Source organism: Deinococcus rhizophilus (assembly GCF_030271215.1).
GTDB lineage: Bacteria > Deinococcota > Deinococci > Deinococcales > Deinococcaceae > Deinococcus > Deinococcus rhizophilus.
Genome location: NZ_JASNGB010000089.1, coordinates 1 through 12,076, shown reverse-complemented (window position 1 = coordinate 12,076; position 12,076 = coordinate 1). Strand labels below are relative to the sequence as shown.

11 protein-coding genes, 1 pseudogene and 1 riboswitch are annotated in these 12,076 nt (G+C 70.6%); of the genes and pseudogenes, 8 read left to right on the top strand and 4 right to left on the bottom strand.

The window, feature by feature from the left end; translation table 11 throughout:
- Positions 1-530: pseudogene (locus QOL99_RS10305) on the bottom strand (iron ABC transporter permease); the annotation flags it as partial.
- Between the two features lie 57 nt (positions 531-587).
- Positions 588-1,625 carry a thiamine ABC transporter substrate-binding protein gene (locus QOL99_RS10300; protein ID WP_285523589.1) on the bottom strand — a complete coding sequence of 346 codons (1,038 nt, stop codon included), beginning with the start codon at positions 1,623-1,625 and terminating at the stop codon, positions 588-590.
- A gap of 53 nt (positions 1,626-1,678) precedes the next feature.
- A riboswitch (TPP riboswitch) is annotated at positions 1,679-1,781 on the bottom strand.
- Between the two features lie 35 nt (positions 1,782-1,816).
- Between QOL99_RS10300 and QOL99_RS10295 the strand changes: the two genes are divergently transcribed.
- Complete coding sequence (locus QOL99_RS10295) at positions 1,817-2,275, top strand: NUDIX domain-containing protein (RefSeq protein WP_285523587.1); 459 nt, start codon at positions 1,817-1,819, stop codon at positions 2,273-2,275.
- Here QOL99_RS10295 and QOL99_RS10290 read toward each other — a convergent pair.
- The gene (locus QOL99_RS10290; RefSeq protein ID WP_285523585.1) at positions 2,272-2,664 is read right to left on the bottom strand and encodes a 4'-phosphopantetheinyl transferase superfamily protein; all 393 of its coding nucleotides are present in this window, start codon (positions 2,662-2,664) and stop codon (positions 2,272-2,274) included. The two genes, QOL99_RS10295 and QOL99_RS10290, sit on opposite strands and share 4 nt — an antisense overlap.
- A 35-nt stretch (positions 2,665-2,699) precedes the next feature.
- Between QOL99_RS10290 and QOL99_RS10285 the strand changes: the two genes are divergently transcribed.
- The 7 genes from QOL99_RS10285 (at position 2,700) to QOL99_RS10255 (ending at position 11,124) form a co-directional block, all read left to right on the top strand.
- Positions 2,700-3,407 (top strand): HepT-like ribonuclease domain-containing protein, encoded by a 708-nt coding sequence (locus QOL99_RS10285; protein WP_285523584.1) that lies wholly within the window; start codon positions 2,700-2,702, stop codon positions 3,405-3,407.
- A 106-nt stretch (positions 3,408-3,513) separates the two neighbouring features.
- Complete coding sequence (paaA, locus tag QOL99_RS10280) at positions 3,514-4,476, top strand: 1,2-phenylacetyl-CoA epoxidase subunit PaaA (RefSeq protein WP_285523583.1); 963 nt, start codon at positions 3,514-3,516, stop codon at positions 4,474-4,476.
- Between the two features lie 155 nt (positions 4,477-4,631).
- A complete protein-coding gene (locus QOL99_RS10275; RefSeq protein WP_285523582.1) occupies positions 4,632-5,222 on the top strand; it encodes a phenylacetic acid degradation protein in 591 nt (196 codons plus the stop codon).
- A complete protein-coding gene (gene paaC / locus QOL99_RS10270) occupies positions 5,219-6,013 on the top strand; it encodes a 1,2-phenylacetyl-CoA epoxidase subunit PaaC (RefSeq protein ID WP_285523580.1) in 795 nt (264 codons plus the stop codon). The genes QOL99_RS10275 and paaC overlap by 4 nt, the downstream gene beginning before the upstream one ends.
- Before the next feature lie 4 nt (positions 6,014-6,017).
- On the top strand, positions 6,018-6,512 hold the full coding sequence (paaD, locus tag QOL99_RS10265; protein ID WP_285523579.1) for a 1,2-phenylacetyl-CoA epoxidase subunit PaaD: 495 nt from the start codon (positions 6,018-6,020) through the stop codon (positions 6,510-6,512).
- Positions 6,513-6,603: 91 nt separating this feature from the next.
- Positions 6,604-8,694, top strand: a complete 2,091-nt coding sequence (paaZ, locus tag QOL99_RS10260; protein WP_285523578.1) for a phenylacetic acid degradation bifunctional protein PaaZ — start codon at positions 6,604-6,606, stop codon at positions 8,692-8,694.
- A gap of 333 nt (positions 8,695-9,027) precedes the next feature.
- Positions 9,028-11,124 (top strand): DUF937 domain-containing protein, encoded by a 2,097-nt coding sequence (locus QOL99_RS10255; RefSeq protein WP_285523577.1) that lies wholly within the window; start codon positions 9,028-9,030, stop codon positions 11,122-11,124.
- 61 nt (positions 11,125-11,185) lie between these two features.
- Here the strand turns inward: QOL99_RS10255 and QOL99_RS10250 are convergent, their stop codons facing one another.
- Positions 11,186-11,878: a phosphodiester glycosidase family protein gene (locus QOL99_RS10250; protein ID WP_285523615.1), complete on the bottom strand. Its 693-nt coding sequence runs from the start codon at positions 11,876-11,878 to the stop codon at positions 11,186-11,188.
- Positions 11,879-12,076 lie beyond the last annotated feature (198 nt).

The following is a 12,076-nucleotide window of genomic DNA, read 5'->3' as shown; positions in this document are numbered from 1 at the left end:
AGCGCCACCGTCCGCGCCGCCTGCCAGCCCGACGCGCCCAGCGTCCGCGCCGCCCCCGTCAGCCCCGGCGACACCCGCGAGAAGCCCGCGTAGGCCAGCCGGATCATCACGGGAAGGTTGAAAAAGAGGTTGCCCAGGATCAGCAGGGCGGGCGTCTCCCCGAGGTCCAGGCCCAGCGGACGGCTGACCCACCCCTGCGGTCCCAGCAGCGCCGAGAGACCCAGCACCGCCACCAGCGTGGGCGTCACGAAGGGCAGCAGCAGCAGGCGCAGCAGCAGCTCCTTGCCGGGCACCGCGTGACGCGACAGGAGGTAGGCGAGAGGAGCCCCGAGCAGCAGGGCGATCAGGGCCGACGCGCTCGCCTGCCCCAGCGTCCACGTCAGGCGGCCCAGGAAGTAGGGGTCCTGCCACACGCCCAGGTTCACGCCGCCCTCGGCCAGGGTGCGGGCGAGGGGGAGGGCCAGGAAAAGGGTCAGGAAGAGGAGAGGGGGAAGGGCGAGGAGCCAGCCGGTCCGGGGGGAAGGGGTCATGGAAGCAGACCAGTCCCTCCTGCCGCCCACAGGTCAGAGATCATCCCTCCACTCTCCTCACCGCGCCCGCAGCACCTGCGTCACCCAGGCGTCCACCAGACGCTGCGGGTTGGCCGTCACGCTGGCCTTCACTGGCCTGACGTCGGGCTTTTCGGCGAAGCGGAACACTGGATCGAGCTTGACGCCGCTCACCGCCGGGTAGACCCACATCCGGGTGGGGATGTCGGCCTGCACGCCGCCCGAGAGCATGAAGTCCACGAAGCGGCGGGCCAGGGCGGGCTGCTTCGTTCCCTTCAGGATGCCCACCCCTTCCAGTTGCAAGAAGGTGCTGCCCGGCAGAAAGAGGTTGGCGGTGGGGGCCTGGGCGGGCGGCTTTTTGGGGTCGGAGCCGTCCGCGTAGTAGACCTCGGCGGCGGGGCTGCTCGCGTAGCTCAGGACGATGGGGTACCGGCCGCCGTTCTTGCTGAAGTCCTTGTTGTAGGCGTCCGACCAGCCGCGCGTGACCTTCAGGCCGCCCTTGCGGGCTTCCCGCCACCACGCCCACGCACCCGCCTCGCCGTAGTGGTTCACGGTGGCGAGCAGGAAGGCGAGGCCGGGGCTGCTCGTCGCGGGCGAGGGCACCACGGTCAGGCGGGCGTACTGCGGTTTCTTCAGGTCGTCGAGGCTGCGGGGCAGGGGCAGGCCCGTCTTCGCCCACGCCGCCCGGTCGTAGTTCAGGGCCACGATGCCGTAATCCACCGTGTTCAGCAGGCCGGAGTCGTCCAGGCGGTAGGCGGCGGGCACCCTCGCCAGCGCGGGCGAACGGTACGCCTCCAGAATCTCGGCGGCCTTTGCGCGGGGCAGCATGGAATTGTCCAGCCCGTACACCACGTCGGCGATGGGGGCGCGGCGGGTCAGGATCAGGCGGTTGAGCAGTTCGCCCGCGTCCCCGCCCCGCACGAAGCGCACGCGGGCCCTGTTCGCCTGCTCGAACCCCGCCACCAGCTTCCTGTCCACGTCGAAGGAATCGTGGGTGATCACGGTCAGGGTGGTCTGGGCCTGGGCGGTGCCCGCGAGCAGCAGGCCGAGCAGCAGTGTCTGCAGTGTCTTGCGCATAAAAAATCCCCCTCGCGTCACGAGGGGAAGCCGAGGAAGGCACGCGCCAGCGGGCGGCCCTTCCGTCACGCTCCCTCCGCCGGAATGACCCGGTTCAGGTTCCTGGGGTGTGATCTCAGCCCTCTCCATGTGGGAAGGGCACCCCCGGTGACGCGGAGGCAGCATAGCGCAGGGGCTAGGCTCAGGCGGTGATGACCCTCGTCGTGTGGCTGGTTGTGCGGGACACCTCGGGCCGGGTGCTGCTCGGGCGGCGCTCGGGAACCACCTTCGCGGACGGCCTCTGGAACCTGCCCGGCGGCGCGGTCGAGCCCGGCGAGGCCCTGCAAGACGCGGTGACCCGCGAGGCCCGCGAGGAGGTTGGCCTGCAGGTGCACCCGGCCGCCCTGCGCTCGCTGGGCGTGTCCCGCTACGACATCGTGGGTCTGGGCGGTCCGGTCGCGGGCGTGGATTTCCTCTTCCTGGCCGACACCTGGGAGGGCGAGCCAGTCCCTCTCGACAAGACCTCCGAGGTGGGCTGGTTCGCCCCGGGCGCTCTGCCCACTGACTGCCTCCCCTGGCTGCCCGGCGTGCTGCGGGCGCATCTGCTGGACAGCGTGCGCCTCAGCGAGCAACTGGCCGGGGTGGAGGGGGTGCGGGTCTTTCCCGGTTAGCCCGGTTCCCGCGCCTCCAGCACCACCACCGCCGACGCGTGCTCCTTCGTGTGCGTCAGGGTCAGGTGGGCCACCCAGCCCCGCGCTTCCAGCTCCGCCGCGATCTCCGGCGCAAAGCCCAGCACCGGCCGCGCGAACGGAAAGGGCCCCTGCGGTGTGGGCTCGCGCTCCACCCACACGTCGCGCCACCCGTGTGGGCGCGGCCAGACCTTCTGAAAGGCTTCCTTGGCAGCGAAGCGGGCCGCGAGGCTGGGGGCGGGGTCCACGTGCCCGGCGCAGTAGGCCAGTTCGCAGGGGGCGAACAGTTTCTCGGCCCGCCGCCCCTCCCGCGCGAGCAGGCCCCGGATGCGCTCGATCTCGATCAGGTCGTGTCCGATGGCGACGATCATTCCGCAGGCATCCTGACACGCTTTATCCTCCCCCCGTGGCTTCCCCACCTCCGCCCCTCTTTCCCGACCTTCGCCTCCCCACCATCGCGGCCGCCCTGCGCGACGGCGAGGCCGCGTGGCGGGCGGCGGGCGTGTCGCGGGTGCGCGTCTTCGGGTCCGTGGCGCGGGGCGAGGCAGACAGCTCGGCGGATATCGACCTGCTGGTGGACTTCGCGGCCGAGGTCGGTCTGCTGGACCTGATGCGGGCGAAAGGGGTCTTCGAGGACCTGCTGGGCCGCCGGGTGGACGTGCTCACGGGGGGCGGCCTGCACCCCGCCCTGCGCGGCGAGATTCTGGCCGACGCGGTGGACGTGCTGGAGGTCCCCGACCCGCCGCCCCGTTCGCACCGGGATAAGCGCTGGCGCTGGCGGGTCCACGACCTGCTGCGGGCGCTGGACCGGGTGACCGCGTACACCGGCGGGCGGACCCTGACCACCTTCCTCGCGGACGAACAGGCCCAGGACGCCGTGTTGCACAACCTCCTGCGGCTGGGAGAGGGCACCAAGTACATCCCCCAGAGCGTGCAGGACCGGACCCCCGGCGTGCCCTGGCCCCGGCTGCGCGACATCCGCAACCTGCTCGCGCACGACTATTTCGGCGTGGACCCCCGGCTGGTGTGGCACACGGCGCGGGTGGAACTGCCCGCCCTGCGTCCGGCGCTGCAAGCCCTCGCGGACGCGCCCGAGGGCAGCTTCCAGCCCTGACCCACCCCCGCACTTTGTAAGCCAGGGAAGGTGGTGGGGGCTGCTATCCTGTACCATCTAACAAACGCTCGTTAGGTAAGTGCCCCGCACCCCCAGGAGGAGTTCCATGACCCAGCCGCAGCTTGTCCAGCCGGGCGAAACCGCCGAACAGCACGCCGCCTTCGAGGCCCGCATCGGGCGTGGCGAGAAGATCGAGCCCGGCGACTGGATGCCCGCCGAGTACCGCCGCCAGCTGATCCGCATGATCTCGCAGCACGCGCACTCGGAAGTCGTCGGGATGCTGCCCGAGGGCGAGTGGATCACCCGTGCGCCGACCCTCAAGCGCAAGACCATCCTGATCGCCAAGGTGCAGGACGAGGCCGGGCACGGCCAGTACCTCTACCACGCCGCCGAGACGCTGGGCATCAGCCGCGAGGAGATGCTCGACGCGCTGCTGTCGGGCCGCGCCAAGTACTCCTCGATCTTCAACTACCCCACCCAGAGCTGGGCCGACGTGGGCATGATCGGGTGGCTGGTGGACGGCGCGGCGATCAAGAACCAGACCATGCTGGCGGGCTGCTCCTACGGCCCCTACAGCCGGGCGATGGTCCGCATCTGCTCGGAGGAGACCTTCCACCACAAGCAGGGCAAGGAGATGATCGTCGCCTACGCGGGGGGCACGCCCGAGCAGCGCCAGATGGCGCAGGACGCCCTGAACCGCTGGTGGTGGCCCGCCCTGATGATGCTGGGGCCGCACGACGCCGACAGCCCCAACACCGGGGCGCTGGCGGGGTGGGGCATCAAGCTCAAGACGAACGACGAGGTCCGCCAGGAGTTCATCAACGAGCACGCCCCCGAACTGCTGGAGGCCGGCCTGACCATCCCGGACCCCGACCTGCACCAGGACGCGGAGGGCAACTGGAAGCACGGCCCGATCAACTGGGACGAGTTCTGGGCGGTCGTGAAGGGCCAGCAGGGGCTGAACAGGGAGCGCCTGGGCGCCCGCCGCGAGGCCCACGAGGACGGTGCCTGGGTACGCGAGGCGCTGGAAGCCTACGCCGCCCGGCAGGTGGGACAGGCGGCGGACTGAGCCGCAGACGAACCCCTCAGTCCCACCCCTCAGTCGCCTACGGCGACAGCTCCCCTTAAAGGGAGCCTGGACAGGCGCTTTGGCTCCCCTTGAGGAGAGCTGTCCGCAGAGCGGACTGAGGGGTTGATACGCGGCCCTCTCGCACAGGAGCACCCATGACCCAACCCCCCACCCCCCACCCCGACACCCAGTGGCCCCGCTGGGAAGTGTTCAAGCAGGACGCCCCAGGCCGGCCCCATCAGGCGGTGGGGAGCGTCCACGCCGGAGACCCGCAGCACGCGCTGGTGACCGCCCGCAATGTCTTCGTGCGCCGCCCCGCCGCCGTGAGCCTCTGGACCGTGCGCGAGGCCGACATCCTGACCGCCACCCCGGAGGAACTGGGCACCCGACCCGAGGTGCTGGACACCCCCGGCGAGGCGGGCACCTACCACGTGGGCCTCAAGCGCACGCACAAGCGCTCCATGACCTTCGTGGACCTCGTGGGGACTGTGGAGGCGAGCGGCCCCGGCGACGCGCTGAGGCAGGCGCGGGAGGCGCACCCCGACGCGCTGACGTGGCTGGTCTTTCCCGAGAGCGGCGTCGTCCGCACCGATGAGGACCCCGGCACGGTGGAAAGCTGGTTCGCCCCGGCGAAAGACAAGACCTACAAGCAGCAGCAGTATTACGGCGTGATCGGCCGCCACATCGGGGAACTCAAGCGCGAGGGCCTGATGCCGGGCCGCGCGAAGGAAGGGGTGCAGGAATGACCGCGACCGAACAACAGGCCGCCGGGACGCTCTCCGGGCCCCTGCGGGCCGCCCTGATCGAGAAGCTCACCGCCCTCGCCGACGACGAGATCATCCTCGCCCACCGGGACGGCGAGTGGACCGGGCATGCGCCCATCCTCGAGGAGGACATCGCGCTGGCGAACATCGCGCAGGACGAGCTGGGGCACGCCGGGCTGTATCTGGAGCTGCGGCGGGCGCTGGACGGCTCGGACGCGGACCAGCTCGCCTTCTTCCGCGACGCCGCCGACTACCGCTCGGCCCGTTTCGTGGAGCTGCCGAAGGGCGACTGGGCCTTCACGATGGTCCGGCAGTTCCTCTTCGACACCTACGAGGCGCTGTGGCTGGACGCGGCCCGCACGAGCACCTACGCGCCGCTCGCCGAAGTCGCGGAGAAAGCCTTCCGCGAGGAGAAGTTCCACCTTCAGCACACTGCCCTGTGGGTGGAGCGGCTGGCGCTGGGCACCGGGGAAAGCCGCCGCCGCACCCAGGCCGCGCTGGACGAGCTGTGGCCCTACGCGGCGCAACTCTTCCAGCCTGTGCCCGGCGAGGCTGAGCTGGTGGCGGCCCGTATCGTCCCCGACCTCGACAAGCTGCGGGGCAGCTGGGAGAGCTTCGTGCTTCCCCACCTGACCGGCAAGTGCGGCCTGACCCTCCCGGACGCGCCCGCCGACGCCGGAGCCGGACGCGACACCCACACCGAGCACCTCGCGCCCCTGCTGGCCGAGATGCAGAGTGTGGCCCGCGCGGTGCCGAACGCCGAGGTCTGGTGATTCCATGACCACCCTCCCCGTCACCCCCGAACAGGTCTGGACCGCGCTCGCCGCCGTGCCTGATCCCGAGATTCCCGTCGTTTCCGTGACCGACATGGGCATGGTCCGGGACGTGACGGTGGACGGCGGGCGGGTCAGCGTGACATTTACCCCCACTTTCTCTGGCTGTCCGGCCCTGCACGTCATCCGCGACAGCATCGGGGAAGCGGTCCGGGCGCTGGGCGTGCAGGATGTGGAAGTGCGTAGCACCCTCACGCCTCCCTGGACGACCGACTGGATTCAGCCCGACGCCCGTGAGCGGTTGCGCCAGTACGGCATCGCGCCGCCCGCCCCCGCCGGGGACTCGGCCCTGATTACCCTCGACATCGAGCCCACCCGTTGCCCGCGCTGCGACTCGTTCAACGTGCGGATGACCGGCAGCTTCGGCCCGACGCTGTGCAAGCGGCTCTACGTGTGCGACGCGTGCAGGGAGCCGTTCGAGGGCTTCAAGAGTGTCTGACCACCCCGTACGCTGAAGGCAGATGGCAGAAGGCTCCAGGCTTTTTGCCATCTGCCTTTGCTCCCCACCCCCCCCTCTGTAAGGAGTCCCCATGACCACCCTTCCCACCCCCGACCTCCTCCGCCCCGCCTCCTACGTCTACGGCACCTGGCACGCCAACCCCGACGGCGAAACGCTGGTGGACGCCATCTATGGCCGCCCGGTCGCCGTCATCTCCTCCCAGGGCGTGGACTTCGCGCAGGCGCTGGCCTACGGGCGCGACGTGGGCGGCCCGGCCCTCCGCAAGTTGACCTTCCACGCGCGGGCACGGGCACTGCGGGCACTGGCGACCTACCTGATGGAGCGCAAGGAGGACTATTACACCCTCAACCTGCTGACCGGCGCGACCCGCCGGGACGGCTGGGTGGATATCGAGGGCGGGATCGGCACCCTGTTCTCCTACGCCAGCCTCGCCCGCCGCGAGCTGCCCGACGAGCGCTTCCTGCCCGACGGCAAGGTGGAACAGCTCGGCAAGGGGGGCACCTTCGTGGGCCGTCACATCCTCGTGCCGCGTGACGGAGTGGCCGTGCAGATCAACGCGTACAACTTCCCGGTCTGGGGGATGCTGGAAAAGCTCGCGCCCGCCTTTATCGCGGGGATGCCCAGCCTGGTCAAGCCCGCCCCGCAGACGGCCTACCTCACCGAGCGGGTGGTGCGCGACATCGTGGCGTCGGGGCTGCTGCCCGAAGGCGCCCTGCAACTCGTGACCGGCGACCCCGGCGACCTCCTCGACCACCTCGAGGAACAGGACATGGTGGCCTTCACGGGTTCGGCGGCGACGGCGCAGAAGCTGAAGGTGCATCCCAACATCGTGGCCCGCAACGTCCCCTTCGTGACCGAGGCCGACAGCCTGAACGCCTCGGTGCTGGGCCTGACCGTGCGGCCGGAGGACCCCGAGTTCGCCCTGTACATCAAGGAAGTCGCCCGCGAGATCACCGGCAAGGCCGGGCAGAAGTGCACCGCCATCCGCCGTGCGCTCGTGCCCCGCGACCGGGTGGAGGCGGTCGTGGAGGCCCTCCGCAAGGAGTTGGGCAAAGTCACCCTGGGTGACCCCGCCCGCGACGACGTGCGGATGGGCGCTCTGGTGAGCACCGCCCAGCGCGAGCGGGTGGAGGCCACCCTGGAGGCCCTGCGCGAGGAGGCCCGCGTGGTCATCGGCGGCGGGGAAAGCGAGCTGCTGGGCGGCGACCGCGAGAAGGGCTCCTTCCTCGACCCCACCGTGCTGCTGTGCGACTCGCCTCTCACGGCCCGTGGCCCACACGAGCTGGAGGCGTTCGGCCCGGTGGCGACCCTGATGCCCTACGACACGCTGGACGACGCCGTGCGCCTGGCCAAGATGGGCCGGGGCAGCCTAGCCGGGAGCATCATTACCCACGACCGCAGCGAGGCGACCGAGCTGGTCATGGGGATGGCGAGCACCCACGGGCGCCTGCTGGTGCTCAACCGCGACAACGCCAGGGAAAACACCGGGCACGGCTCCCCACTGCCGCAGCTCAAGCACGGCGGCCCCGGTCGCGCGGGCGGCGGCGAGGAACTCGCGGGCGCAGCAGGCATCAAGCACCACATGAACAAGGTGGCGGTGCAGGCCGACCCCACCACGCTCGCCGCCGTGACCCGCGAGTACGTCCCCGGTGCAGCGGTCCGCGAGGACGTGGTGCATCCCTTCCGCAAGTCCTTCGACGACCTGCAGGTGGGCGACAGCCTGCTCACCCACCGCCGCACCGTCACCGAGGCGGACATCGTGAACTTCGCGGGCCTCACCGGCGACCACTTCTACGCCCACGTCGATGAGATCGGCGCGAGGGAGGGCATCTTCGGGCGGCGGGTGGCGCACGGGTACTTCCTGATCTCGGCCGCCGCCGGGCAGTTCGTCTCGCCCGCGCCGGGGCCGGTGCTGGCGAACTACGGTCTGGAGAACCTGCGCTTCATTACGCCCGTCGGCATCGGCGATACCATCCGCACCCGGTTGACCTGCAAGCGCAAGATTCGCAAGGACCTGCGCCCCGGCGAGACCCGCCCCACCGGCGTGGTCGAGTGGCGGGCCGAGATCACCAACCAGCATGACGAACTCGTCGCCACCTACGACATCCTGACCCTGGTGGAGCGGGCGCGGGACGGGGTGGACCCGGCACCTGAGGCGTGAGCGCGGGCCCAGAGTATTTGCCATAAGAATGCGGTGGGGTTCCGCCTTCGTTGGCCGAGTGGATTTGCAAAGCTGCGCAGCAGAGCGAGCGAAGTGAAGAAGAGCATTGGGCATTCGGGGAGGCCCCTGGGGTGCTGTCCCCCGGGGACCGTCATTCTGTCAAACGCTCTCGAAGACGGGGGAGGGCCGGGCAGGTCTTCCCCCCGTCTTCTTAGAAAAACGTCATGGCGGTGGTCGGGGTGCAGCTTCCCGCGCTGCGGTACGGTGAGCCGGGCCGCCCCGGTGGGCGGCAGCGCCCCACGTCCCTTTCCCTGCCTGCTGTCTGGAGGCCGCATGACCGTGAATGATCCGCTCGTTGCCTTTTTCGGCCCCGCGACGCCCACTCTGGGTGAGGTCGCCGGGCTGTCTCCTGCCGACTCCGGCCGCGTGCTGCGCGGGGGCCTGCCGCTGCTGGTGCAGGCGCTGGCCGACACCGACCGCACACCGGAAGGCCGGGTCGCCATCGACCAGGCTTACGCGGCGATTCCCAATTTTCCGAGCGTGGAGGCAGCGCTGAATGCCCCTGGCGGCGCCCCCGAACTGTTGCAGGCGGGCGAGGTCCTCTCCGCCAACGTGCTGAGCGAGCCGCTGGAGTCGCTCGCGGCTCGCCTCGGCCTGGCGGATTCTGCGGGAGCCACACGCCTGCTTCAACTGGCGCTGCCGCTCCTGCTGAGCCTGCTGGCGGGGCGGGGGCTGCGGCCGGGTGAGCTGGTGGGGACGACCCCGGCGGCGGGCACGGGAACGGCGCCCGGCGCCGCTGGACTGACCGCTGCCGGGCTGATCGAGACCCTGCGCGGACGCCTGAGCGGCCAGTCGGGCGAGGCGCTGGGCCGCGCTGCCGGGTTCACCCCCAGCACGGCGGGCCGCGCGGCAGCGGCTGCCCTGCCCGTCCTCCTCGCTGCTCTCGCCCGCAAGGGACAGGACGGGGCCGGGGCCGCCGACCTCCTGAACCGCAGCCGCGATCTGGAGGGCCTCGCCGCTGGCCCTCTCCCCACCGACCCCGCCGAGATCACCCGGCTGGAAGGCCAGGGCCGCCCGCTCGTCACGCACCTGTTCGGCTCCGCCGACGCCGTGACCGGACGCCTCGGCTCGGCGGTGGGGGGCTCGGGTGCCAGTACCGGAAAGCTGCTGGCGCTCCTCGCCCCGGTGGTGCTGGGGCTGCTGGGGCGCGAGGCCCGGGCCAGTGGCACCGACGCGGCGGGCCTCAGCCGCGTTCTGGGGGACCTGCCCGGCCTTCTCCCCAGCCTGATCCCACCCGGAATGCCCAGCCTGTCGGCCCTGCTGGCTCCCCCGGTCGTCGCGGCGGCGACCCCGCAGGTTCGCGCGGCTCCGGTGCCCCGGCCTGCGCCCGCCCCCACCACCCGCACGACGACGGGCACCACCGTCACCCCGACCCGTCGGCGCGGCGGCTTTCCCTGGTGGTTGATTCCCCTGCTGCTGCTGCTGGGTCTGGGGGGGTACTGGCTCACCGGGCAAAACGGCCGCGAGCCGACGAGCACCAGTGCCCCCGCCGTGACCCCGGGCGAGAGCCTCCTGGTGACCAACCCGACCTCGGACGCCACCCTGCCTGCCGAGCCCTTCGTCATGAGCGGAACGGCGGCCCCCGACGTGACCCTCACGGTTTCCGACGAGGGGGACGAGGTGGCGACCGCTGCCGCAGACGACGCGGGCAACTGGGAAGCGCAGATTCCGGCGCCCACCCCCGGCGAGCACACCTACACGGTGGAGGGCCCAGGCGGAACCCGCAGCGAGTTCAAGGTCAATGTTGTGGAGGAGACGGGCGCGGCCACCATCTCCGACGATGCCACCGACTCTCCGGCGACCGGGCCGACCACCCCCGCAGCCGCCTTCGCCATCACAGCGCCCGCCGCCGACGCCGAACTTCTCGCCGGGGGCTTCACGCTGAGCGGCACGGGCGAACCTGGCCAGACGGTGCAGATTCTGGAGGACGGCACCAGCCTCGGCACCGTCATGGTCGCGGACGACAGCCGCTGGAGTCTCGACGTGCCCAGCCCGGCCGAGGGACCGCACACCTATGCCGTGCGGGATGAGGCAGGCGCCGAACTCAGCAGCCTACCCGTCACGGTGGCAGCGGCTGACCCGGCGGCGAGCGCCGCGACCTGCGACGGGCCCTACAGCCTCAGCATTTCGGGTGGGCAAACGGTCAGTGAACCCTTCCGCTTCGGCGGGTCAGGGGAGGGTGAGGGCTACCTCGTGACTGTGCGCCGTGGCGAGCGGGTCGTGGGAACCAAACGTATCCTCCTCGACCGCACCTGCGGCTGGAGCTACCAGAGTCGCCCCGGTCCCGGCGAGGTGAGCTACGACGTGCGCCCGCTGGACAACCCCAACGCCGACCCCCTCAGCACCGTCAATCTGACCGTCGCCGATTGACCGTCTCCAATTGACCAGCTCGCGTTCACTCGCCGCCTCTTCGGGGGCGGCTTTGTCCTGCCTAGCGGCTGACCGTCCAAATGCCCGCGAATTCCGCGAACTGCGTGTCGGTCTGTGGGGTCGCGTAGGCGCTGATGCTGCCGTCCAGGTAGAGGGCGTCCGGGCATCCCAGCGTGTCCCGGAAGAACACGGCGAAGCTGTAGAAGTTGACCGGGGCACCGCTCACCGCGAAGCGCACCCGGCCGTCCCGGCAGACGCCCACGCCGCTACGCACCTTGAAGCTGGTGCCGCTCCTGTTGAAAGCCGGGTGGAGCCGTCCCTTCTCGACCAGCAGCGGCCCGGACTGACTGGCAAAGGTCGGTTGCAGCCCCGCGCGGCGGTAGACCTGGGTCTCGGTCACGCCCGCCCGGAGCCCTTTGATCCAGAAGATGCCGTTGGGCAACAGTGCAAAATTGCCCCCCGAGCGGGCATTGTTGAGAGGCGCCAGAACGCGGCCACCCTCCACATGCAGGCCCAGCGGTTTGAGTCCAGGTGCATAGATGCCGCTGTTGGTGGCAAACAGCACGCGCTGGCCGCTCTTGCCCAGCCGCGCCATGACCTGCCGGAACGTTCCGTAGGGCCGCCCCGTGGTGGGGTTGAGCCAGTGCAGTGCCAGACGGTCACGTGCCAGGTCCACAGTTGCCACGGTGTAGAGGGTGCCTGCCGCCGTGATCTGCCGGACCTGGACGGCCTCCCCCTGACCACATCCGATCAAGGCAGAGGTCGACAGAACGGGAAGCGCGAGCTTGGCGATCAGAGGGAAGCGCAGAGTCACGGCCCCATCATGCGCTTCGGTCCAGTGGGAGTTGCTTTTGCCGTTCTGGGGGGAGCTGTGCTGACTCTCCGTCAATCTCCAGGTCTGGTGAACCGGGGGGAGTTGACAAGACGCCGTATGGCCTGTATCTTTTCTGAG